Consider the following 23,534-nt stretch of genomic DNA (forward strand, 5'->3'; position numbering starts at 1 on the left):
CGCCGGTAGATTGCCGCTTATCGAACAGGCTTCTTCGCCGGGGAAAGTATCATGTATTCGCGCTTCTTTTCGCTTGTGGGCGGACTTGCCGCCATATTGTCCGTCAGCGGCAGCTTCGGCCTGTCTGACGTCCATGCCGCATCGCGCGATCGCGACGACGTGTTTTTCCGTTCCGTTGCAGGAAGCTGGAAAGGTCCGGGCGAAATCGTCGCCGGCAAGTACAAGGGTACCAAGTTCACCTGCGACCTGACGGGCGAGCCGCTCGACGACAAGCAGACGGGCATCAAGCTCGCCGGCACCTGCCGCGTCGGCGTCTTCAGCCAGCCCATGTCCGCGGTCATCAGCCAAAAGGGCGGCTCTTACGAGGGCAAGTTCCTCGACGGCGCCGAAGGCAAGGGACTGGACATCATTTCCGGGCAGGTCAGCGGTGACAAGGTCGTTGTGGGCATCAATCGCGCCAAGCTCAACGGTGCCATGGTCGCCCGCGTCTCGAACGACAATTCGATGAACATCACCATTTCCGTCAAGGTCGCCGACCAGATGATCCCGGTTATCGGCGTCACACTCGCGCGCGACATCGATCAGATCGCCGTCGGTTCGATAAAGCCGTAAAACCCGCGACCTTTTCAGCCATCGCCAAGCGGGAGTGTCCACCACTCCCGTTTTTCGTTTGCGCTGATGATGCCGGTTTTATCCGCCTGCCGCAGCCATTCCCGCACGGGCTTGCCCCGGACTTCGAGATCGGGTGCGATATCGGCTAGCGGCATCAGCACGAAAGCACGCTCCGTCATGCGCGGATGCGGCACTTCAATGCTTTCCGTAACGACAACATCATTACCATAGGTCAGCACGTCGATATCGATGGTGCGCGGCCCCCAGCGCTCCGTTCTGACACGTTTCATGCCCTTTTCGATATCGAGGCACAATTGCAGCAGCGCGGGTGCTGAAAGCGAGGTTTCGACCAGCGCACAGCAATTGAAAAAATCCGCCTGGTCCGTCTTACCCCAGGGCGGCGTGCGATAAAGCCCGGAGACAGACAGCACCCGGCAATCGCCGTGTGCATCCAGTTCGCGCAAGGCTCTGGCCATTGCAGCGGCGGGGTCACCGATATTCCCGCCAAGGCCTAGTGCGGCAACTGTCATCCTGTCAGGCACGGTGTTCAACACTCACCTGCGCATAGTCGAGAATGCCGGGAACCGGCGCAGAGGGCTTGCGAACCGTGATACGCAGCCAGACAATCTGCGGATAACGCGCGCGCAGGGCCTTGGCGATATCGTTCGCGAGAGCCTCGATCAGGTAACGGCGCTGGCCGACAACGATCTTTTCGATAACGGCGAAGGCGACGCCATAATCGACGGTATTTTCGATATCGTCGGTTTCGAGCGCGTTACCCGCTTCAACCTCCATCTCGGCATCGACGAAAAAGCGCTGGCCCAGCACCTCCTCCTGCTCGAGAAGGCCATGACGGGCGAAAAAGGAACAGTTTTTCAGAATAATGGTGTAGCGGCTCATCGCATCGCCTCCATGGCGGGGTTACACCGGAATAGCCGGCCTCTTTTAAGGCATGCGGCACTCTCCGGCATCTATTGATCTATGCATCGGGCCTTGCCGACGCTTTGGCAAGAACCGCGTCGGCAATTGCCAGCGCATCGCGTGTTACGGCGACATTGTGCACGCGAAAAATCGCGGCACCCGCCAGCCTGAGGATCACTGTCGTCGCTGCTGTTCCGATATCGCGTTCGTGGGCCGCATCCCTGCCCGTCAGCGACCCGATGAACCGCTTGCGCGACGTCCCGGCCAGAACAGGCAGGTCAAACGCGGCAAGTTCGCCAAAGCGCGCCATCAGCTCGACATTTTCACGCTCGTCCTTGGCAAAACCGAAACCTGGATCGAGCACGATGGCGTCGCGGGCAATTCCCGCAGCTTCCGCCATCTCAAGCGAACGATTGAGGAATTCGAACTGATCCTCGATAACATCGGTGCGCTTCTGCCTGTCGCGCCCGGTATGCATGATGCAGACACCCGCGCGCGTGGCGGCAACCACGCCCGCCATGTTCCCGTCCTTCTGCAGGCCGAAAACATCGTTGACGATATGGGCGCCCGCCTCGATCGCCAGCCTTGCCGTGGATGCGCGGTAGGTGTCGACGGAAATCAGAACATCCGTCTCGCGACGGAGGCGTTCGATAACCGGCAGCACGCGATCCTGTTCCTCACCCTCGGTCACCTCGGCCGCGCCCGGGCGGGTGGATTCGCCGCCGATATCGATGATATCCGCCCCCTCCTCGACACAGGTCAGGGCATGGGAAAAAGCCGCATCAACGGCAAGATAACGGCCGCCATCCGAAAAGGAATCGGGCGTCGCATTGACGATGGCCATAATACGGCCACGTCCATCAAGTTTCAGGGAGCGACCATGGGCCGCTTGCCACACATTGCTGCCGGCTGTTATCACGTAACACGCGCCTTTCGGGAATAACGGAGTGTTATGCCAATTCTTATAAGTTCCGCTCCGCCTATGCAGCAAACGTTTTTCAAGTTCAACCGGAAGGCCGGGTTATGACGATATCTTCACGTGCTCTTTGCGCCGTTTTCGCTGGCGCATTAGCCTTTTCCATGCCCGGATCGGCCTTTTCCGAAACCATCGTCAGCAAGACCTATTCCTATTTTTCGATCAGCGGTAAAACCGCCGCTGACCTCGACAAGCAGCTTTCCAAGCATGGCCCGCTGACGCGCAACACCGGCGCACGCCATCCCGGTGCCACCGAGATCAAATTCGGCGGCGAACTCACCTATGTCGAGAAAAACGGCATGTGCAGCGTTGGAAGCACCAAGGTGTTGCTGAACACCCGTATTCTCCTGCCGCAATGGAAAAACCGCCGCCGCACCACGGCGGAACTGGCCTTCATCTGGGATACGTTGCTTGCAGATATCAAGCGCCACGAGGAACGGCACGCGGAAATCGCCCGCACCCATGCCCGCTCGCTCGAAAGGCAACTGACGGCGCTTCGTCCGCAAAAAGACTGTGAAACGCTGCAGGCGATGGTCGGCAAGATAACCCAGACCGTCATGGACGAGCACGACAAGGATCAGTTGAGGTTCGATATCGTGGAATCGAAAAACTTCGACGCGCGCATGACCCGGCTTTTGAAGAACCGGATCGAACAGGGCCAGAACCGGCGCTGAGCCGCCTTTCCGCCCATACTCCCCTGGACGCGAAACGCAACGCTAACATGACGTTACGTCATGTTCGATATCACCCGTGACTTCTCGTCATGGTGCGGTCAACGAGACTCATTGTAGCTTGTTCACATGGTTTTTAACGGTGGCGATCCGCAGGGGTCCGGCGTTCGAAACCACCTCCGGTTCTCCCGGTGCGCACTTGAGGCTCGCAGGTGTTTCCTCCCTCGCTTGCATGCTGCGTACCCGCCTCGCCCCGCTCCCCGCTAACAGGTGAGCGGGGCTTTTTCTGTGGCGTATAATTCGGCTTGCCGTCAGCCCTGACGTTCGGGAACGTGAACGACAAGGCCGTCAAGCTCGTCCTTCATCTTGATCTGACAGGAAAGACGCGAGGTCGGGCGTACTTCGAATGCGAAGTCCAGCATGTCCTCTTCCATCGGCTCGGGTCCGCCGACGCGTTCCGCCCATGCGTCATCCACATAGACATGACAGGTCGCACAGGCACAGGCGCCGCCGCATTCCGCATCGATGCCGGGTATGGAGTTGCGCACGGCATTCTCCATGACTGTGGAACCGTTGCTTACGTCGAGTTCATGGGGCGTGCCGTCAAAGGCAACAATGGTCAGTTTTGTCATGCCGGAGATCCAAAATGGTGTCTAAGAACTGTTCTAAACAAACACATAGAAAGGCCGGTTCGCCTTGGCAACCCGCTTCTCGCAGGCGCCAAGCGCAACCGGCCCTGTAAAACAGACTGGATTCGCCTTAACGGCAGAGCTTGAGGATGAAATTTTCCGCTTCGACAATCGCTGCCGCAAGTCTGGCTACAGCCGCGCTATCGTTGCCCTTGTCCTCCACTGCCGCCGCCGCCGTGGAAACGGTGGAGGCACCAACCGCCTGCGCGGCCCCCTTCAGACGATGGGCAGTTGCCTTGACTGTCTTGTCGTCAGCGCCGGCCATTTCATGCAAGGCAGCACGGGCGTTACGGCTGAAGAGTTGCAGCACCTCGATTTCAAGTTCCTTGTCGCCCATCGTCTGGCGGGCGAGATGTTCGAAATCGATTGGTCTTGTCGCGGCGGCCGGCGCACCACCAAAATTATCCGGAGCTTCGAAAGCAATACTGACGGCTGCCATATCTGAAATTCCTTTGTCTCGCCGTTTCCTGTTTCGTGTCACATCTGTGTCGTATTTACGCATTGAAGCCGGTGCTATCAGCTTAAATTACGGCGTGACGCGGGCGAAAATCTTCTGCTATGGTTAATTTATGTTAAACTTATGCGAAACAAGGCGTTCAGCGTGAAACTCAGGTTTAAAAACTGTTAAAAAGCCGACACTTCGCTGCTGCGGCAAACCCGCATTAATTGTTTCGAACACCTAAATGTGTCACTACGGTACTGCCGTTCCGACGAGGCTTATGCTCAAGCTTTGTTATTCCGGCACAGTGATGTAATTTCGCCCGAAAGCTGGACCACCAGCAATTCGGGATTGGTAATGGCGGAATTGTTCTCTTTAACGGGATAATGTTCCGCTGGCATGATGGCGGCAGTCCATTTGCGGGTCGCAGATGGTCAAACGGCATGAAGCCGGGCGTATGTGTAACGAGGCGTAACCGCATGGCGAATAACAAGATCAGCGACTCTGTCGACGAGACTGCATTTCAGGCGTTGGAAGACGCCCTGCAGCTTGGTGCTTTCGAAGACAAGCCGGAATCGCGGAAGACGACAGCGCCAAAGCAGCCGGAGGCCAGATTGAAGGAAGCAAGCAGACAGACCCCTGCTCCCGAGGCCGCGCGCGCGCCTGCCGAACAGGCGCCCAGATCCCCCAATCTGGAAGCTGCCAACGACGGCTCCAAGCGCAGCCCGGCCATGATCCTGAAATCGCTCGAAGGCGGCTCCATCGGCGGCGCGCTCAGAAACGCGACGATCATGTCGGTGATCTGGGCGCTCGGCGGCCTCGGCATCGCGCATCTTATCTACGGCAGTGCACTCTGGAACATCGGCTCGGTTGCCGATCTCGCCGCAATACCTGGGCTGATGGCGATCGTCGTCGGCATCGTCGTTCCGATCATGCTGTTCTTTGCCTTCGCGATCATGATGGCGCGTGCCCGCGATCTGCGCAACGCTGCCCGGTCGATGGCAGAAGTCGCCCTTCGTCTTGCTGAACCCGAAACTGTCGCCTCCGACCGGATCATGTCCGTCGGCCAGGCGGTTCGCCGAGAAGTCTCGGCCATGAACGACGGCATCGAGCGCACCATTGCCCGCGCGACGGAACTCGAAACGCTCGTCCATTCTGAAGTCAACGCGCTTGAGCGCAGCTATGCAGACAATGAACTGCGCGTGCGCAGCCTCGTGCAGGAACTGAGCGCCGAGCGTGACGCCATCGTCAACCATGCGGAGCGCATCCGCTCCTCCATTGTCGGCGCGCAGGAACAGATCAAGGAAGAGCTTTCAATCGTCGGCGAAGAGCTTTCGATGCGGCTTTCCACCACCGGCGAGGCCTTCGCCTCGATGATCGACACACGCTCGGCCGCGCTGCTCGAAAAATCGCGCGCCTCGACCGAGGCGATGGGCAGCCTGATTGCCGCCAAGACCGAAAACCTGCTTCAGGCACTGAATTCCTCGGGCGCAACGCTATCGAGCGAATTCGACATGCGTCTGCACAACCTCACCTCGACGCTGGACGAGCGCGGCGAAGTGCTGCTGGAACGCTTCGCGATCCACGCCTCGACGCTGGACAGCGGCGCGGAGAGCCTCAACAGCGCACTCGAGGAACGCACCCGCCAGCTTAACGAGACCCTTTCCACCCGCACGCTCGAACTCAACCGCAATATCGATCGCGGCCAGCAGATCATCGGCGGTTCGCTGGATAACGTGCTCGACAAGCTGTCCACGACGCTTGAAGAAAAAGGCCTGTCCTTCCGCCAGAGCCTGCAAAGCACGGCTGATGACGCGATCATGGATCTCGATCTTCGCTCCGGCCTCTATGAAGAACGCCTGCAGGCGACGGTCGGCCAGGTCAACTCCGCCTTCGACGAACATGTGGCGGATTTCGCCAGTGCCTTCGACCAGCGCGCCGGCAGCCTCGACAGCAAGCTGATGGAGAGCCTCGCCCGGATCAACGAAACCGTTGCCGGCGGCTCCGAAGCCCTCGACACCATGCTGACCAGCGGACTTGAGCGCATCGGCAACACCATGACCGATCAGTCGCTTGCACTTGCAACCGCACTGGGCACCGGCCAGGAAATGCTCGAAAGCGCGCTTGAGACCCGTACCCGCGCGTTCAGCGACGCAATCGGCCAGCGCACCGCTGAAATCACCGATGCCTTCACCAATTCGCACGAGAAGATCGACGGCGTGCTGGCGGAGCGCAGCAATGCCCTGTTTGGCGCGCTTTCGGCAAGCCAGGACCGTTTCGACGAGGCGCTTGCAAGCCGTTCGCTGGCAATTACCGGCTCGGTCTCCGGCACGGCGGAACGTCTAGCCGCGATGCTTGAGGAGCGTGCAGCCGCAATCAACAGCGTCGTTGCCGATGTCGAGCGCCGTCTTTCGGAAACGCTCGAAACCCGCGCCGCCGCCATCACCGGCGCCGTTTCCGGCATCGAGGACCGCATTTCCGATACGCTGGAAAGCCGCACGGCTGCCCTGCACGACGTCGTATCCGGTGCGGAAAACCGTATTGCCGAGACGCTGGATGGCCGCACGGCCGCTCTTTCCAGCGCCATTTCCGGCGTCGAGGAACGCATCGCCGACACGATGGACAGCCGCACGCTGTCGCTCGACATGACCTTCGCCAATGTCGAGGAGAGGCTGTCGGAAACGCTCGACAACCGTACCTCCGCTCTGTCCGGCATTGTGGCAAGTGCCGAAGAGAGGATTGCGGGCGCACTCGACAGCCGCACGTCCACCTTCGGCGACGTGGTTGCCGGTGCCGAGAGCCGTATCGCGGAAACGCTTGATGGTCGCACGGCAGCACTCAACGCCGTCGTTTCGGGGGCTGAAGAACGCATTGCGGATGCACTCGACAGCCGCACCATGGCGCTCGACATGGCGTTTTCCGGCGCCGAGGAAAAAATTACCGAAGCACTCGATACCCGCACCGCCGTCCTTGGCGAATTGGTGGCCGGTGCCGAGACCCGTATCGCGGAAACGCTCGATGGCCGCACGGCGGCGCTTAACGCCGTCGTCTCCGGCGTTGAAGAACGCATTGCGGATGCACTCGACAGCCGCACCATGGCATTTGACATGGCGTTTTCCGGCGCAGAGGAAAAAATTACCGAAGCGCTCGATACCCGCACCGCCGTTCTTGGCGAATTGGTGGCCGGTGCCGAGACCCGCATTGCCAGCGCACTTGACAGCCGCACGGCTTCGCTCAAAAATGTCGTATCCGGCGCGGAAGAGCGGATCACGGACGTGCTCGACAGCCGCACCATGGCGCTCGACATGAGCTTCTCCGGTGTCGAGGAAAAGATCGCCGACATCCTCGACGGACGCACTGCTGCGCTTCACTCGGCGGTTTCCGGGGTCGAAGATCGTATTGCCGATGCCCTGGACAGCCGCACTGCCGCCCTTTCCGGCATTGTCTCCAGTGCGGAAGAACGCATCGCGGACGCTCTCGACAGCCGCACCATGGCGCTCGACATGACGATTTCCGGCGTTGAGGAGCGTATCTCCGAGGCGATGGATGCCAGAACCGCATCACTGTCGCTCGCGGCCGCAGGCGTCGGCCAGCGACTGGAATCGACGGCTTTCACGCTTGAAAACGCACTCGCCAGCGGCCACGAGCGGCTGGAGACCATGCTCGGTTCGCAGGCCGAACGCATTGCCGGCTCGCTTGAGCGCAATAGCGGCCTGATCGAGCAGAGCGTCTCCGGCGCGGCCAGCCGCATCGAAAGCGTCGTGGAAGACGGCAGCAGCCGTTTTGCGCAGACGGTGGAAGAAGGCGTCTCCCGCCTCGAAAACAACCTCTCGCAATCGCATGAAGACATCCGTACCGCGCTCGAGCAGCGCCAGGCGGATATCGCCGCGACGTTGAGCTCAGCCACGACCCAGATGGGCGACATGCTCTCCGAGCAGGCGATGATGATCGGCACCACCGTTGCATCCAGCGCCAGCATGCTCGAACTCTCGCTCGAAACCCAGCAGGAGACGTTGCAGAAGGCCATAGACGGCAGTGCAGCCACGCTGGAACAGCGTCTTCGCAACAGCGCCGGCGATATTGCCGTCAAGATCGGTGAGGCCGCCCGCGAAATTGGCGGTGCGACGGATGCTCTCTCCTCGCGGATCGAAACCTCGATCGGAAGCGTCACGGGCAGGCTCGATGAGACCGGCACCCGCATCGAGACTTCGCTCGGTGCGCTGCAGGAGCGTGTGTCGAGCGATCTCGGCAACGTCAACACCTCTATCGAGGATGCCGGACGTCGCTTTGCCGACGCGCTGGAAGACAAGACAGCCGCCTTCGCCCGCACCAGCGACGATGCTGCTCAACGTATCGCCGGCATTCTGGACGAGCAGACGATACGGGTTGCCGACACGTTCGAAAGCCGCACCAGCCGTCTGGCGGAAACCTTCGATGCCGGTTCGGCCCGCATCGATGAACGCCTCGGCACCATGGACCGCGCGCTGACGATCGGCCTCGAAAACGTCAACCGCACCATCGAAGGCAAGGCGAGCGAACTCGCGGTCGGCCTGCGTGGGGCGGTCATTTCCGCCACCCAGAGCATCGACGAAGAAGCCGTTCGTTCCACTGCCCTGCTTGCGAAAACCGGCTCGGAATTCGCCGAACAGGTGCAGGCGCAGAACGACGCCTTCACCAAGGCGATCGAAGAACGCTCCGGCGAGATCGTCAACCGCATCTCGGATGCACAGACGCGCCTGTCCGGCCAGGCGGCAGCCGTCGCCCAGACCTTCTCCGAGGCGGGCAACATCATCGTCAACAAGGTTGCCGAGGCCGAAGCGGTCGTTCGCTCGCAGGTGGGCGTCATTTCCGAGACCCTGACCGGTGTCGAATCCGCTCTCGATGCGCGCGGCGAATCCATCCGCTCGGCGCTGGACAACCGCACCCGCGAACTCAACTCGATGCTGGCCAGCCGTTCTGCTGAACTGTCGCGCCTGATCGAAGAGAAGGCAAAGCCTGTCGTCGACGAATACGCCACCATCGGTCGCGAAGCCGCCGAAAAGATCGTCTCCGCCGCCCAGCAGAGCGCCGAACTTCTGTCGCAGAGCAACAGCGGCATGGTCGGCATGGTGGAACAGGCGATCAGCGATTATGCCAATGCCGGAAGCGAGGCAGCAAGCAAGCTTGTCGCGGCAACCCGCCAGAGCACGGACATGCTGTCGCAGACGCATACGGCCATGGCCGACGCCGTCGAAGAAGGTATCGACAAATACACCCGCACGGGCAGCGATGTGGCAAACAAGCTTGTCGCCGCCACGCGCCAGAGCACGGATATGCTGTCGCAGACCCATAACAGCATGGCCGAAATCGTCGAAAAGTCGGCAAACAACTTCAACTCTGCGGTTGAGCGCGCCGCGCAGGAATTCGGCACGGCCGACGAAGCGTTGAACGCATCGGCCACCCGCTTCTCCGAATCCGCCTCGCAGGCCGCCGACATGGTGTCCAGCTCCAGCCGTCTGCTGGAAGGAAAGATCGATCGTCTGTCGAATATTTCCGGCCAGACACTGGCGCAGGTTGCCGGCATCGTCGGACGTTTCGAGGAACATTCGAAGGTTCTCAGCCAGGCGTCCGAACTGCTCAATGCCGCGCAGTCGAGCCTTGTCGGTACGCTGGAAGAGCGTCAGGATGCACTTCGCAGCCTGTCTGTCGGACTAGTCAAGCGTTCCGAGGAAATCGAAACCGCCATGCGCGGCGTCGTCAGCGTGGTGGAAACCACGCTCAACGAGGCCGAGGAGCGTTCGCAGAACGTCGCCGGCAACCTGCGTGACAATCTGCAGGCATCCTTCTCCGATATCGGCCGTTCGCTCGACGAGACGGAACAGCGCGCCCGCTCGGCAGCACAGACCATGCGGGGTGCCCTCCTCGCCGCTGGTCAGGATGCCAGCCGTTCGATCGAGAGCACGCTTTCCGACGCGCAGAAATATTCCGACGAGCTGGTCAACCGCCTGCGTGGCGGTGTCGAATCCTCGCTTTCGGAAGTCGACAACTTGCTCGGCAGTGCCTCGGAAAAATCCAATGCCGCCGCCGCCAACCTCAAGGAAACGCTGCGTCAGGCAGTTGAGGAAGCTGTCAGCCGTTTTGCCGGCGCGACGGACGAAATCCGCCGCTCCAGCCACGATATCCGCCGCGAGCTGGATGCGACCCGTGCCGAACTGAAGCGTGGCGCGTTCGACCTGCCGGAAGAGGCCAAGGAAAGCGCCGCAGCGATGCGCCGCGCCGTTTCCGAGCAGATCAAGGCCCTGCAGGATATTTCCCAGCTTGTCGGTCGCTCGACCCAACAGATGGAAGTTTCCGAACCCGTCGCCCGCGCCATTGCCGCGACCCAGCCTGCCGCTGAACGCCGTGTCGAAGCGCGTCCGCAGCCGGCAGCAGCCACGCCGGCACAGCCACCACGCCCGGCTCAGCCGCAGCCGGCAGCCGCACCCGCCTTGCGTGGCACCCTGCCGCTTGAGAACCGCCAGGTCGAAAACCGTCAGGCGCCTGCCCCGTCCCAGGCAACTGCGGCTCCTGCCGCACGCCGCGAAGAAGGCGGTGGCTGGATCAGCGATCTTCTGCGCGGCGCCTCGCAGGAATCGGCCGCCGCTTCCGCACCCCGCGCAAGCGGCGATCAGCAGCCGACCCGTGCTGCCGATACCCGCAATCCGCGTCACATGGTGGAATCGCTGAACTCGCTGTCCGTCGACATCGCCCGCGCGATCGACCACGATGCCTCGGTGGAACTGTGGCGCCGGTACCAGCGCGGCGAACGTGACGTCTTCACCCGTCGCCTCTATACGCTGAAGGGCCAGACGACGTTTGACGAGATCAAGCGCAAATACGAGCGGGAGGCCGAATTCCGCACCGCCGTGGACCGCTACATCACCGATTTCGAAAAGCTGCTCGCTGATGTCGCCCGCACGGACCGTGACCGGACAGTCACCCAGTCCTACCTCACCTCCGATACCGGCAAGGTCTACACGATGCTTGCCCATGCGGCGGGTCGGTTCAACTGATCTCTGGTTAAGACCAGAAACAATAAAACCCCGGTCATGGCCGGGGTTTTTCTTTTTGGTCGGCAGGTAGCTTTTTGACTGTAGTTCAGTCGCTCACGTTGAAATCAGATCTCGAACGTACCCGATGCTACACGGACCGCGTGGCCACCGATGCGGGCGCGGGCGATTTCGTTGTCCTTGATGTCCATGCGCAGATGGATGTGGGAAGGACGTTCCATCTCCACGCCCTGCTCTATCAAGAGCGGATAGTGACCGTCTGTCAGGCCGTCGAAATGATGGATTGCACCGGAAAGGGCGGCGACGGCGGAACCGGTGGCGGGGTCTTCCGAAATCCCCATTTCCGGGGAAAACATGCGGGCATGGAACTTTGCCGCGTGATTGACGCCGCCGCGACAGTAGATATAGGCCGCCGTAAGGCGCCCCTCCACCAGCGGTGCGGTGCGCAGCCAGAGATTGGCGTCGAAATCCATTTCGCTGATAGCGGCAATATTGTGCAGCGGCACGAGCAGGAACGGCACACCGGCCGTCCAGATCGACGGTACGTGGTTCTCAAAGCCGAGATGGCCTTCGCTCACGCCCAGCGCATCGGCAAGTGCGGCATGATCGAGCGGCAGGGTGACGCGGGACGATTTGCGCGGCAGGTCGAATTCGGCGAAGCTGACCGCACCGGCGCGCATTTTCACCGCACAGCGGACCGGACCCACCTTTTCCTCCAGCACACAGACCATATCGATATCGTCGTCACCTTCATTGCGATTGCGCTCGGCAATAGCGATCGCTGCGCCAACAGTCGGGTGGCCAGCGAAAGGCAACTCGCCCGAAGGCGTGAAGATACGCAGCGAAGCCGCGTGGGCCGGGTTGCCCGAGCGGTTGACGAAAACGGTCTCGGAGAGGTTCATTTCTCTGGCTATCGCCTGCATCGTCACTTGGTCGAGGCCATCCGCGTCATACATGACTGCCAGCGGATTTCCCGCCATTTTGGTCTCGGTAAAGACATCGTAGATATTGTAATTCAGCACCACGCCCGTCTCCTGCCACTCGCCGTTCCGCTTGTTTCGCGCAAGTTGCCTCACGTCGCGCCGCATCGCAACCCTTGTCGAAGGCCGGAAACCAAGAAGCTGTGGACCGCACGCGGGCAAACCCGCCTGCTGCGAACGCCTGTCCGCCGGAAAGGCCTTGTCGCCTGCTGCCGTCTTCATGTACCAAGGATGCGTCTTGTGGCTTGCGATCGACCGTTTTATCGACGTTTGGAGATTATGAGCTGCTTCAACAGGTTACAGCATCGTCCGCATATCGATTCCGGTATGCGTCGTTGCCGAGGGAAGCGAATGTCGCATTCTAACTGTTCACTATCCTTCGTGGCCTCCGCAACCGAGGAGGCGCAGAGGGCGCTGGAGGAGCTGAAAGGCGCTTACGGCAACACACCCTTCGACGAGGCGGAAGTGATCGTGGCGCTCGGCGGCGATGGCTTCATGCTGCAAATTCTCAACGAAACGATGAATTCCGGCAAGCGGGTCTATGGCATGAACCGGGGATCGGTCGGCTTTCTGATGAATGACTACCGGGTAGACGGCCTGGTCGAGCGTATTGCGGTGGCGACCGGCAATGATTTTCATCCGCTGCGCATGACGACGACGGATTCCGACGGCGATGAATTTACGGCGCTTGCCATGAACGAGGTCAGCCTGTTCCGGCAATCGCATCAGGCCGCCAAGCTTCGTGTCGAGGTGGACGGCAAGACGCGGCTTGAAGAATTGATTTGCGACGGCATGATGGTTGCGACACCGGCGGGGTCAACAGCTTATAACTTCTCAGCCCATGGACCGATCCTGCCGTTGGAATCACCGCTGCTGGCGCTCACACCCGTCAGCGCCTTCCGGCCAAGGCGTTGGCGCGGCGCACTTTTGCCCAACAAGGTGACGGTCGATATTCACGTTCTGGAGCGCGACAAGCGTCCGGTGAACGCGGTCGCCGACCATACGGAGGTGAAATCCGTACGGCATGTGCGGATTGCGCAATCGCAGGACAGGACGGCCAGAATTCTCTCGGACCCAGACCGTTCATGGTCAGACCGCGTACTCGCCGAACAATTCAACAATTGACGCCAACCACTGATGATGGCCATGCCCCTGAAAAAACCTCTTCTCGCCGCCCTGATTTTCGCCGCCACAGCGCTACCCGTGCGGGCGCAAACGGAGGCCATCGACAACTTGCCGGTATCGGCGATCTTCGTTGTCAGCAGCGGCATGTGGGAAGAGCATAATCTTGAGCCGGTGAAAGGTCCTGACGGCCAGTTGCGGCCGCCGCCAGCGACGCCCACACGCGGTTATTACAAGGTGGTTGCAATCCGCCAGGGCGATGGCACCGCTAAAGTCTATCTGCAGCGCATCGCCACTAGCGCAAACGGACCGAACCTTCTCGAAAACATCGAGCTGGAAGAGTTCAGCCAGATGAAGTCCTACGTCACGGATATTCGCCCCGAAAGCTCAAACGGTGCATCGGCCTCGCCCGGCCTGTTTGTGACCGTCTATCTGAAAATCGATCCGCAGATCAGGGAAGCGGAAAGCTGGACGATCCTGATCGACGAACTCGGCGAGATGAAGATCGAAAAGGCCTCGAACTGAGGGCGAGAGAACGTCGGTTTGAACGGAATCGTTGGAGGTTCTCTACCTCCTGGATTATACGCAGTTTTACTGGAAACTCTCTACGCGTTAAGCTCATGCGGCCCGGCCAGAACCGCACCGAAATGATGTTTCCATAGTCTGGCGCCGAGTTCGCCGCTGCGATCGAGGCTGGAGCCCACCGTCAGCCATGGCAGAAGCGTGGGATGAAGCCCCGCATCGAACAGGGCAAAACCCGCAGCCAGCACGCAGGTATCGGCCTGAATGCCGCAGACCAGCACCCTGTCGAGCTTTAGAGACAGGAGGTGGTCGATAGCCGCCCTTGGCGGAGCGTAGCCGTGCTTTATGAAAATCCAGTCCGCCGCAACCAGCGAGCAGTCGTCCCTGCCCGGCTTCCAGCCGAGTTGCCGCTCGAAAGGCGTGACGCTTTCATCATGGCGCTCGACGCTGGCAACGCTTGGCATGGTGGCCGCCAGCGCGGATATTTCCGCCACAAGTGCAGCCGGCGGATTGAAGCTCGGCTGAACGTCGACGATGTAAAGCGCCTGTTTCATCCATCTCCTCCAACGAAAAACCCCTCGCAATGGGTTTGCGAGGGGTGATTTTTTCAAGCGACGCTGCGACGCGTCAGTCGATATCAGCCACTTCCACGTCTGCGCCGCCGCTGATGCGGTGCGCGAGGGCCGCTTCCATGAACTGGTTCAGATCGCCATCCAGCACGTTGCCGGGTGCGGTGCTTTCCACGCCGGTGCGCAGGTCCTTGATCAACTGGTAGGGTTGCAGAACGTAGGAACGGATCTGGTGGCCCCAGCCGATATCCGTCTTGGATGCGGCCTGAGCGTTTGCCGCATCTTCCCGCTTTTGCAGTTCCACCTCGTAGAGACGGGCGCGCAGCATGTCCCACGCCTTGGCGCGGTTCTTGTGCTGGGAACGCTCCTGCTGGCAGGCCACGGCAATACCGGTCGGTATGTGGGTAATACGCACGGCCGAATCGGTGGTGTTGACGTGCTGGCCGCCTGCACCGGACGAACGATAGGTATCGATGCGGCAATCGCTCTCATTGATGTCGATCTGGATCGAATCATCGACCACTGGGTAAACCCAGACGGAGGAGAACGATGTGTGGCGACGCGCATTGCTGTCATAGGGCGAGATGCGGACGAGGCGGTGTACGCCCGATTCCGTCTTCAGCCAGCCGAAGGCATTGTGGCCCTTGACGAGGATCGTCGCGGACTTGATGCCGGCCTCTTCGCCGTCATGAACTTCCAGCACTTCAACCTTGAAGCCTTCGCGGTCAGCCCAGCGGGTATACATGCGCAGCAGCATGTTGGCCCAGTCCTGGCTTTCCGTACCGCCGGCGCCGGAATGAACTTCGAGATAGGTATCGTTGCTATCAGCTTCACCGGAAAGCATGGCTTCCACCTGACGGCGGTTCGCCTCGCTCCTCAGCGCCTTCAGCGCATCTTCGGCGTCCTTGACGATCTCGTCGTCGCCTTCCATCTCGCCGAGTTCGATCAGCTCGACATTGTCCTTGAGCTGCTGCTCAAGCGCCTTCACGCCATTGATGCTGTCATCCAGCTGCTGGCGCTCGCGCATCAATTTCTGCGCTTCGGTGGCATCGTTCCAGAGGGTCGGGTCCTCTGCCTTGTTATTCAACCAGTCCAGTCGTCTTATCGCCTGGTCCCAGTCAAAGATGCCTCCTCAGCAGGCTTATGGCCTGCTTGATTTCGTCGACTACGTTCACAATTTCATTGCGCATTTCGCTGGTTCTTCGCCTTCATTTAAACTGGTAGCTCAAATAAATGCGGGGGGCGCGGATGTAAAGACCCGCGCCCCCCGCCAAACATAAGACTGGTATCAATAAAGACCGCCGCCACCGCCGGTGATAGCCTGCTGGGCCTGTGGCGAGGTCTTCAGAATATCCTCCTGCGACATGCCTTCCGCGCCGATCACCGAGAAGGTATCGGCCGGGCCGGTGCCCGGCTTGAAGGCTTCCATGATCGTATCAGGTTCGCCTTCCGAAGCGGCCATGCCGGTCTTGCGGTTGACGGCGATGAACTTCATGCCTTCAGGCACGATGAACTTGCTCGGTTCCAGGTGCTTGGCCGCATCGGCGATGAACTCGCCGAAGATCGGTGCCGACAGCGAACCACCGGTGCCGCCGCGCCCAAGCGGTGCGGGCGAATCGAAGCCGATATAAAGACCGGCAACCATGTCCGGCGTGTAACCGACGAACCAGGCGTCCTTTTCATCGTTGGTGGTGCCCGTCTTGCCGGCAACCGGCAGATCGACCTTGATCTTGCCCGCCGCCGTGCCGCGCTGCACGACACCTTCCAGCATGGAGGTCGTCTGGTAAGCGGTCATCGGGTCGAGAACCTGCTCGCGGTTATCAACGATGACCGGCTCGTCCTGATTTTGCCAGCTGGTGGCGTTGCAGCCCTCGCAGGCACGCTCCTCATGCCGGAAGATCGTCTTGCCGTAACGGTCCTGGATGCGGTCGATCAGAGTCGGCTTGATCTGCTTTCCACCATTGGCGATCACAGAATAGGCCGAGACCATGCGCATGATGGTTGTTTCACCCGAACCGAGCGACATTGCCAGAAGCGGCGGCATCTTGTCGTAGATGCCGAAGCGTTCGGCATATTCAGCCACCAGATTCATGCCCATGTCCTGTGCCAGACGCACTGTCATGAGGTTACGGGATTTTTCGATGCCTAGACGCAGGGTCGAAGGACCAGCGGAACCCCCGCCGTAATTCTGCGGCTTCCAGACCTGGCCGCCCGAAACAACCTCGATTGGCGCGTCGAGAATGACCGAGGCCGGGGTATAGCCGTTGTCGAGTGCAGCCGCATAGATGAACGGCTTGAAGGAGGAGCCGGGCTGGCGCATCGCCTGCGTGGCGCGGTTGAATTCCGACTGCGCGTAGGAGAAGCCGCCGACCATGGCCAGTACGCGGCCAGTGTGCGGATCCATCACCATCATGCCGCCCTGCACCTTCGGGGGCTGGCGCAGACGATATTCGTTGCCGGAACCGGACAGCGGCTGTGCGTAAACGACGTCACCAACAGCCAGAACGCCAACCGGCGACTTAGCCGTCGGCTTTTTACCTGTGGCATCGCGATAGGCCCAACGCATGTTTTCAGCGGAGATATGGCCGCGTGTGCGCTTGTCGCCATCCTCGGCATCAGGATCGACCTGCACGCCAATATCGATGCCATCTGCAGCAACGGCGAGGACAACCGCGATCTTCCATTCGGGAACGTCGCGAAGGCCCTTTACCTTGGCGAGCGCCGCAGTCCAGTCACCGGTTGTCTCGATCTTTTCGACGGGTCCGCGGAAACCGCGACGCTCGTCATATTGCACCAGACCGTCCTGAAGCGCCTTGCGCGCCTCCATCTGGATCTGCGGATCGAAAGAGGTGCGAACCGAAAGGCCGCCTTCAAGAAGCGCCTGCTCGCCGTATTTCTCGACGATCTGGCGGCGGACTTCCTCGGCGAAATAGTCAGACGCGAAGATATGCGCGCCGCCACGGCGCAGATTGACGCCAAGCGGCTGCTTCTTTGCATCCTCGGCATCGCCGACCGTGATGTAGCCGTTCTCGGCCATGCGGTCGATCACCCAGTTGCGGCGTTCCAGCGCCGCCTTCTCGCGGCGGATCGGATGGTAGTTGGCCGGGCCCTTCGGCAGCGACGCGAGATAGGCGGTTTCCGCGATCGTCAGTTCCGTGACCGATTTGTTGAAATAGGTGAGTGCCGCACCGGCGATACCGTAGGAATTCAGCCCGAAAAATATCTCGTTGAGATAAAGCTCGAGGATCTTGTCCTTGGAATAGGTCTGCTCGATGCGGAAGGACAGAAGCGCTTCCTTGAGCTTGCGGTCAAAGGTCTGGTCATTGGTGAGCAGGAAGTTCTTTGCCACCTGCTGGGTGATTGTGGACGCGCCGACCGGACGACGGCCGGAGCCGATATTCTGGAGGTTGACGAGAACGGCACGGCCGAGACCCCAGATGTCCACACCCGGATGGTTGTAGAAATTCTTGTCTTCCGCCGAAAGGAAAGCTGCCTTCACACGGTCCGGGATAGCCTGGATCGGCAGGAACAGGCGCTTTTCATGGGCGTATTCCGCCATGAGCGCGCCGTTGCCGGCGTGCACGCGGGTCGTCACCGGCGGCTCATAAGTGCTCAGAACTGCGTAATCCGGCAGGTCCTTCGTCACGCCGTGCAAATAAATTGCACCGGCGGCGGCGGCGCACAGGAAGAGCACGCTGGCCAAGCCGAAAAAATATCCAATCAGTCTGATCATACCAAGCTACCGATAATTCGAATCGTAACCATCAACGCCCGATGATACGGGCGCATCCTTGCATATCGCGTGCCGTTTTGCACACCATACCTTCGATGACAAGCCGGAACGACAGCATTCGCTGATATGTTACCGGGCCGACTGCCGCAATTGCGGTTCCAGCCGCAATGGCGGCGGATCACCACAGAATCCGCTTCCGCAATAACGCGGCGAATGTGAGTAAAATAGGGCTTCACCAACCTAATCGTCCGCAAGGCCCAAGAATTGAACAGCTTTTCGGCAGCAAGGGGCACGGCGACAACTGGGGCGCCGCTGACCTGCCCGGCCCGTCAGCCGCCGTTCGCCATGGCCTTGGTGCGGTATCGTCCGACCGCAGTTGCAAGCGTATCGGCGACCTTCTTGCGCCATTCCGCATCAAGAAGCAGTTTTTCATCTTCCGGATTGGAGAGAAAGCCGAGTTCCAGCAACACCGATGGCACGTCATGGGCGCGCAGCACCATGAAACCGGCATAACGATGCGGATTGTTGATGAGGCCGACCTGTCCCTCGAAGGACGATACAATATTTTCTGCCAGCGTCACCGAAAAGGCCTGCGTTTCGCGCCGGGTGAAATCGAGAAGGATATCGGCCACCTCAGGCGGCTCGCTGGAGGCTGCCACACCGGCAATCTGGTCGGACTTGTTTTCGCGCTCGGCCAACTCCTGCGCCCTGCGGTCTGAGGCGCGGTCTGACAATGTATAGACGGTCGCGCCCCGGATGCCCTTCTGCTTCAGTGTATCGGCGTGCAATGAAATAAACAGGTTGGCATTATTCTGCCGGGCGATCGTCACCCGTTCGGACAGAGCGAGAAACGTGTCGGAATCACGCGTCAGGAACGCCTTGATGCCAGGCTCCCGGTTCATCCGCTCCACAAGTTCTTTGGCAAAGGTCAGCGTGATGACCTTTTCCTCCGTGCCGGTTACGCCGCCGGAAGCGCCGGCATCGATGCCGCCATGGCCGGCATCAACAGCGATGACGAAATCCGTCTGCCGCGATGTCTTGTCGTCAGGCGTGATCGCCGCTGTCGAGACCGGCGCCGGCGCGCGCCATTGCTGCTCTTTCACCAGTTCGGCGAATTTGGCCTTGGTGGTGATCTCCGCATCCAGGACGAAACGGAACGATGTGCCGTCCTCGCCCTTCTTGGTTTCGGCAACCGCCACCTGAACCGGTTTTTTTGCCGTCAGCACGATGCGGGCGCTGTCTTGCCCCATGCTACCGAAGCGAATGTCCGAGAAAAGGCCGGTTGGCGCCAGAGCCGATGCGGGGAACGCAAAATTCACCGCCGGAAAGTCCACGACGATGCGGGCGGGCGAATCGAGATAGTGAATGTCGAATTCCGGCTCCTCGGCAAAATCGAGAACGATGCGCGTGCGCGCCTCGTCGCCGATGATGCGTGCCTGATTGGCGATGAGCGGCTCCACGGCCAAGGCCTGTGGAACGCAGGAGACGAATGCGGCGACCGAAAAGACAACCGGCAAGACAAGGGCACCCGCAAGCCGCGCGATTCGCGCGCCAAGCGGCACTGCCCCATCGAATATCGCTGCGCTGCGCGTGAAATTCATGGTCTTCAAGAAATTCCGTATTTCAGTCATTTTTCATAAATGGTGCGGCAAAGTGCCGGGAACGTCGTAATTTCTGCCACGCCGGACGCGTGTTTGTGCGTTTGCGCCCCACAATCGCAGGCGTTGGTGAACCAATTGTTAACCCGGAAATTCCACCAACAATATGGCATATTTAGCCAGCCTATTGCTATTATGACAGAGAAAACATACAACAAGGATGAGGGTTAAAAGTGTTGACGGGATAGATGCCCGCCGGCTGCCAATCGAAAAAGACGCTGGCGCTGCAAAACGGGCAATCATCTGCCGTCGTTACATTTATCCTGAAACTGGATCAATTCCGGCCGTGGCCGGAGACCTACCCGGTGGCAATGCCACCGCTGCTCTGAGGAGAGCAAATTCATCGGACCCCAAGGGGTCTATATATTATTGTCGTTCCGCCTGGCCAATGATGTCGCAGCAGTTTTCATATGAACCGGATACCAGGAGCAGGCCAAGCGCCTCGCCGTCGGTCCGGATGCTGCCAGTTTACAGAGGCCCGGCTGGAGACTTCATTTCCGGCACATCCTTGCACTCATATGAAAGGCTCGTCCGTGTGGCGGGCCTGTTCTCGTATAAAACAAGGCTGCGCCGAGGAGCACAGCTTACATGGCAGACAAAATGCTTATCGACGCCTCCCACGAAGAGGAGACACGCGTAGTCGTTGTCCGTGGGAACCGGATCGAGGAATTCGACTTCGAATCGGAGCACAAGAAACAGATCCGCGGCAATATCTACCTTGCCAAGGTCACTAGGGTTGAGCCCTCCCTTCAGGCGGCCTTCGTCGATTACGGTGGAAATCGCCACGGGTTTCTCGCTTTTGCGGAAATCCACCCTGACTATTACCAGATCCCGCTCGCCGACCGTCAGGCACTCCTCAAGGCGGAAGCCGAGGATCATCGCCGCAGCGACGACTTTGAATCGGCTGACGCCCCCGAGCCCGGCGCACCGGCTCTCGATCTATCGCAGGCGGACCAGCCGGATGTCGGCATCGTTGCCGTCAGCGAGACGACTGACGCCGTGGTCGTGGACGAAACCGTTGCCGCTGCCGCTGCCGAAGAGGTATCCGAAGACGTGACTGCTGTGGCCGTCGAGGCCGTTGCGGAAGAAGCACCGAAGAAGCGTACCCGCCGCCCCCGCGCCAAGAAGAAGGTCGCGGAAGAAGAAGCCGTTTCCGACACTACTGCTGAGGCCTCTTCCGAAGAAGACGGCAGCACGGGCGGCGAAATGGCTGCCATGGTCGATACAGATACGATTTCCGAGGAAGTCGAGGGCCTTCGCCGTGGCAATGACGATGATGACGACGACGATGATGACGATCATCACGAAAAGGAAGTGATCGAATCCGTCGGCGCCGAAGACGCCATGGAAGAGGTTCCCGATCGCGTTGCCCGCAAGCCGCGCAAGCAGTACCGCATTCAGGAAGTCATCAAGCGCCGCCAGATCCTTCTCGTGCAGGTTGCCAAGGAAGAACGCGGCAACAAGGGTGCCGCACTCACCACCTATCTGTCGCTTGCTGGCCGTTATTCCGTGCTGATGCCGAATACCGCACGCGGCGGTGGCATTTCCCGCAAGATCACCCAGCCGACCGACCGCAAGCGCCTGAAGGAAATCGCGCGCGATCTGGAAGTTCCGCAGGGCATGGGCGTCATTCTGCGTACTGCAGGCGCCAACCGCACCCGCGTCGAGATCAAGCGCGACTTCGAATATCTGATGCGCCTGTGGGAAAACGTCCGCACGCTGACATTGAACTCCACGGCCCCCTGCCTCGTTTACGAGGAAGGCTCGCTCATCAAGCGTTCGATCCGCGATCTCTACAACAAGGATATCAGCGAGATCATCGTTTCGGGCGAAGAAGGCTACCGTGAAGCAAAAGACTTCATGAAGATGCTGATGCCGAGCCACGCCAAGGTGGTTCAGCCTTACCGCGACATCCACCCGATCTTCTCGCGCTCGGGCATTGAAGCCCAGCTCGACCGCATGCTGCAGCCGCAGGTTACGCTGAAATCGGGCGGTTACCTCATCATCAACCAGACGGAAGCTCTGGTTGCCATCGACGTGAACTCCGGTCGTTCGACCCGCGAGCATTCCATTGAAGAAACGGCGCTGACGACCAATCTGGAAGCGGCGGAAGAAGTGGCTCGCCAGCTGCGTCTTCGCGACCTTGCCGGTCTTGTTGTCATCGACTTCATCGACATGGAAGAAAAGCGCAACAACCGCTCCGTCGAGAAAAAGCTCAAGGACTGCCTGAAAAACGACCGGGCGCGCATCCAGGTCGGCCGTATCTCGCATTTCGGCCTTCTGGAAATGTCGCGCCAGCGCATCCGCGCTTCGGTGCTGGAATCGACCACGCAGGTCTGCCAGCATTGCGGCGGCACGGGTCACGTTCGCTCGGAATCCTCCATCGCGCTGCACGTGCTGCGCGGCGTTGAGGAATATCTGCTGCGCAACACGACCCACAACATCACCGTGCGCTGCACGCCGGAAACGGCTCTCTATCTGCTCAACCACAAGCGCGGCACGATTGTCGATTATGAAGGCCGCTTCGGTGTGGCGATCATCATTGCCGCCGATGCCGGCGTCGGCGCGCAGCATTTCGCCATCGATCGTGGTGAAGCGGTTGAAAATCCGGTGAAGATCGAAAGCCTTATCCAGATGCTCCCGAGCTTCGTGGAAGAGGAAGACGATTTCGTTGTTGAGGTGGAAGAGGACGAAGAAGAGGAAGAAATCGTCAAGGCGCAGGCCAGCGAGCCGCGCCAGCAACAGCAGCAGGGCGACAATGGTGAAGACGGCAAGCGCAAGCGCAAGCGTCGTCGTCGCCGTCGTGGCAAGGGCGGACAGAACGACCAGAACGGTGCAGTTGATGCGCAGGCTGGCGATGACACCGGCGCTGATGATGCGGACGACGAAGATGGCGTCGAAACCGATGAAGCCGCAGACGACGCCGATGAAAACGGTGTGAACGAAGCTGCAAGCTCTGATGAAGAGGGCAAGCGCAAGCGTCGCCGTCGTGGCAAGCGTGGCGGCCGTCGCAACCGTGCTGAAGACGAGGCTCTCGATGCCGCAGGCACTGAGTCCGACGAAGAAGGCGAAAGCGAAGAGGTTTCCGCCGCAGCACCCGTAACCGAAGAGCCTACCGCTGCCGAAGTGGTGGAAGGTTTGGTTGCCGACGTTGGGGAAGCGGAAGCCCCGAAGAAACCGCGCCGCACCCGCAAGGCGAAGGCCAAGACCGAAGACGTACCGCCGGCTGAAGCGGCACCGCAGGCTGAAGTCGCGGCCAAAACCGTTGAAACGGTCGAGCCGGTGATCGTCGAGCCCGCAGTCGTTGTGGAAACCGTCGTCGATGTCGCCCTCGACGAAGTGGGTGAAGCCTCGGCCGATCTGGGTTCGGAAGCCGTAGCACCGGCGACGGAAGAAAAGGTTCGCGCGAACCGGGGCAGCAATGTCTCGAATTCGGAGCCGGTCGTGACCTCGTCGGGCACGCCCGCCAACCCTGATGGCGACGAGCCGAAGCCGCGCAAGGGCGGCTGGTGGCAGCGCAAAGGCTTCTTTTGATAGAAGACACTGAAACGAAAAACGCCCGCAACCATGTTGCGGGCGTTTTGCTTTGTTGGCGGATGTTAGGTTTATCTCAC

At 60.2% G+C, this 23,534-nt stretch carries 16 protein-coding genes; 6 read left to right on the forward strand and 10 right to left on the reverse strand.

What is annotated here, in order from left to right; genetic code table 11:
- Positions 1-51 precede the first annotated feature (51 nt).
- Positions 52-612: a hypothetical protein gene (locus FB593_RS02865; RefSeq protein WP_003512790.1), complete on the forward strand. Its 561-nt coding sequence runs from the start codon at positions 52-54 to the stop codon at positions 610-612.
- 14 nt (positions 613-626) lie between these two features.
- On the opposite strand, the gene folK is transcribed toward FB593_RS02865, so the two are convergent.
- From folK to folP, 3 genes are all read right to left on the reverse strand, one after another.
- Entirely contained in the window at positions 627-1,142 is a 516-nt protein-coding gene (gene folK / locus FB593_RS02870; protein ID WP_080798678.1) for a 2-amino-4-hydroxy-6-hydroxymethyldihydropteridine diphosphokinase, read from the reverse strand.
- Between the two features lie 4 nt (positions 1,143-1,146).
- Complete coding sequence (gene folB / locus FB593_RS02875; protein WP_013636000.1) at positions 1,147-1,512, reverse strand: dihydroneopterin aldolase; 366 nt, start codon at positions 1,510-1,512, stop codon at positions 1,147-1,149.
- A gap of 79 nt (positions 1,513-1,591) precedes the next feature.
- The gene (gene folP, locus FB593_RS02880; RefSeq protein ID WP_113473854.1) at positions 1,592-2,377 is read right to left on the reverse strand and encodes a dihydropteroate synthase; all 786 of its coding nucleotides are present in this window, start codon (positions 2,375-2,377) and stop codon (positions 1,592-1,594) included.
- Positions 2,378-2,556: 179 nt separating this feature from the next.
- Between folP and FB593_RS02885 the strand changes: the two genes are divergently transcribed.
- Positions 2,557-3,183, forward strand: coding sequence for a DUF922 domain-containing Zn-dependent protease (locus FB593_RS02885; RefSeq protein ID WP_038490810.1), 627 nt, complete (start codon positions 2,557-2,559; stop codon positions 3,181-3,183).
- A 308-nt stretch (positions 3,184-3,491) separates the two neighbouring features.
- On the opposite strand, the gene FB593_RS02890 is transcribed toward FB593_RS02885, so the two are convergent.
- Both FB593_RS02890 and FB593_RS02895 read right to left on the reverse strand, forming a co-directional pair.
- On the reverse strand, positions 3,492-3,812 hold the full coding sequence (locus FB593_RS02890; RefSeq protein ID WP_003512782.1) for a 2Fe-2S iron-sulfur cluster-binding protein: 321 nt from the start codon (positions 3,810-3,812) through the stop codon (positions 3,492-3,494).
- A 127-nt stretch (positions 3,813-3,939) separates the two neighbouring features.
- On the reverse strand, positions 3,940-4,308 hold the full coding sequence (locus FB593_RS02895) for an Hpt domain-containing protein (RefSeq protein ID WP_003512780.1): 369 nt from the start codon (positions 4,306-4,308) through the stop codon (positions 3,940-3,942).
- A 479-nt stretch (positions 4,309-4,787) separates the two neighbouring features.
- Here FB593_RS02895 and FB593_RS02900 point away from each other — a divergent pair, with 479 nt between their 5' ends.
- On the forward strand, positions 4,788-11,339 hold the full coding sequence (locus FB593_RS02900; RefSeq protein ID WP_145166313.1) for a hypothetical protein: 6,552 nt from the start codon (positions 4,788-4,790) through the stop codon (positions 11,337-11,339).
- Between the two features lie 104 nt (positions 11,340-11,443).
- On the opposite strand, the gene FB593_RS02905 is transcribed toward FB593_RS02900, so the two are convergent.
- Positions 11,444-12,361 carry a PhzF family phenazine biosynthesis protein gene (locus FB593_RS02905; protein WP_145166486.1) on the reverse strand — a complete coding sequence of 306 codons (918 nt, stop codon included), beginning with the start codon at positions 12,359-12,361 and terminating at the stop codon, positions 11,444-11,446.
- 306 nt (positions 12,362-12,667) lie between these two features.
- Between FB593_RS02905 and FB593_RS02910 the strand changes: the two genes are divergently transcribed.
- Both FB593_RS02910 and FB593_RS02915 read left to right on the forward strand, forming a co-directional pair.
- Positions 12,668-13,441, forward strand: coding sequence for an NAD kinase (locus FB593_RS02910; protein WP_003512774.1), 774 nt, complete (start codon positions 12,668-12,670; stop codon positions 13,439-13,441).
- 21 nt (positions 13,442-13,462) lie between these two features.
- Positions 13,463-13,963 carry a hypothetical protein gene (locus FB593_RS02915; RefSeq protein WP_111783317.1) on the forward strand — a complete coding sequence of 167 codons (501 nt, stop codon included), beginning with the start codon at positions 13,463-13,465 and terminating at the stop codon, positions 13,961-13,963.
- An 80-nt stretch (positions 13,964-14,043) separates the two neighbouring features.
- On the opposite strand, the gene FB593_RS02920 is transcribed toward FB593_RS02915, so the two are convergent.
- The 4 genes from FB593_RS02920 to FB593_RS02935 all read right to left on the reverse strand — a co-directional run bounded on the left by FB593_RS02920 (position 14,044) and on the right by FB593_RS02935 (position 19,863).
- Positions 14,044-14,514: a cysteine hydrolase family protein gene (locus FB593_RS02920; RefSeq protein ID WP_013635994.1), complete on the reverse strand. Its 471-nt coding sequence runs from the start codon at positions 14,512-14,514 to the stop codon at positions 14,044-14,046.
- A 73-nt stretch (positions 14,515-14,587) separates the two neighbouring features.
- A protein-coding gene (gene prfB, locus FB593_RS02925; protein WP_097102382.1) for a peptide chain release factor 2 occupies positions 14,588-15,719 on the reverse strand; the annotation gives its coding sequence in 2 pieces (ribosomal slippage) (positions 14,588-15,649 and positions 15,651-15,719; 1,131 coding nt in all).
- A 98-nt stretch (positions 15,720-15,817) separates the two neighbouring features.
- Complete coding sequence (locus FB593_RS02930; protein ID WP_003512768.1) at positions 15,818-18,262, reverse strand: penicillin-binding protein 1A; 2,445 nt, start codon at positions 18,260-18,262, stop codon at positions 15,818-15,820.
- A 329-nt stretch (positions 18,263-18,591) separates the two neighbouring features.
- Entirely contained in the window at positions 18,592-19,863 is a 1,272-nt protein-coding gene (locus tag FB593_RS02935) for an N-acetylmuramoyl-L-alanine amidase (RefSeq protein ID WP_041694533.1), read from the reverse strand.
- Between the two features lie 645 nt (positions 19,864-20,508).
- Between FB593_RS02935 and FB593_RS02945 the strand changes: the two genes are divergently transcribed.
- On the forward strand, positions 20,509-23,454 hold the full coding sequence (locus tag FB593_RS02945) for an Rne/Rng family ribonuclease (protein WP_145166314.1): 2,946 nt from the start codon (positions 20,509-20,511) through the stop codon (positions 23,452-23,454).
- The last annotated feature ends 80 nt before the right edge of the window (positions 23,455-23,534 follow it).

Source organism: Rhizobium sp. SJZ105 (genome assembly GCF_007828365.1).
Lineage (GTDB): Bacteria > Pseudomonadota > Alphaproteobacteria > Rhizobiales > Rhizobiaceae > Agrobacterium > Agrobacterium tumefaciens.

Coding starts and splice junctions, on each gene's coding strand:
- FB593_RS02890 (WP_003512782.1), bottom strand. CDS start 3,812: ATGACAAAACTGACCATTGTTGCCTTTGACGGCACGCCCCATGAACTC.
- FB593_RS02915 (WP_111783317.1), top strand. CDS start 13,463: ATGCCCCTGAAAAAACCTCTTCTCGCCGCCCTGATTTTCGCCGCCACA.
- FB593_RS02945 (WP_145166314.1), top strand. CDS start 20,509: ATGGCAGACAAAATGCTTATCGACGCCTCCCACGAAGAGGAGACACGC.
- folB (WP_013636000.1), bottom strand. CDS start 1,512: ATGAGCCGCTACACCATTATTCTGAAAAACTGTTCCTTTTTCGCCCGT.
- FB593_RS02930 (WP_003512768.1), bottom strand. CDS start 18,262: ATGATCAGACTGATTGGATATTTTTTCGGCTTGGCCAGCGTGCTCTTC.
- FB593_RS02900 (WP_145166313.1), top strand. CDS start 4,788: ATGGCGAATAACAAGATCAGCGACTCTGTCGACGAGACTGCATTTCAG.
- folP (WP_113473854.1), bottom strand. CDS start 2,377: ATGGCCATCGTCAATGCGACGCCCGATTCCTTTTCGGATGGCGGCCGT.
- FB593_RS02935 (WP_041694533.1), bottom strand. CDS start 19,863: ATGAATTTCACGCGCAGCGCAGCGATATTCGATGGGGCAGTGCCGCTT.
- folK (WP_080798678.1), bottom strand. CDS start 1,142: ATGACAGTTGCCGCACTAGGCCTTGGCGGGAATATCGGTGACCCCGCC.
- FB593_RS02865 (WP_003512790.1), top strand. CDS start 52: ATGTATTCGCGCTTCTTTTCGCTTGTGGGCGGACTTGCCGCCATATTG.
- FB593_RS02885 (WP_038490810.1), top strand. CDS start 2,557: ATGACGATATCTTCACGTGCTCTTTGCGCCGTTTTCGCTGGCGCATTA.
- FB593_RS02920 (WP_013635994.1), bottom strand. CDS start 14,514: ATGAAACAGGCGCTTTACATCGTCGACGTTCAGCCGAGCTTCAATCCG.
- FB593_RS02895 (WP_003512780.1), bottom strand. CDS start 4,308: ATGGCAGCCGTCAGTATTGCTTTCGAAGCTCCGGATAATTTTGGTGGT.
- FB593_RS02910 (WP_003512774.1), top strand. CDS start 12,668: ATGTCGCATTCTAACTGTTCACTATCCTTCGTGGCCTCCGCAACCGAG.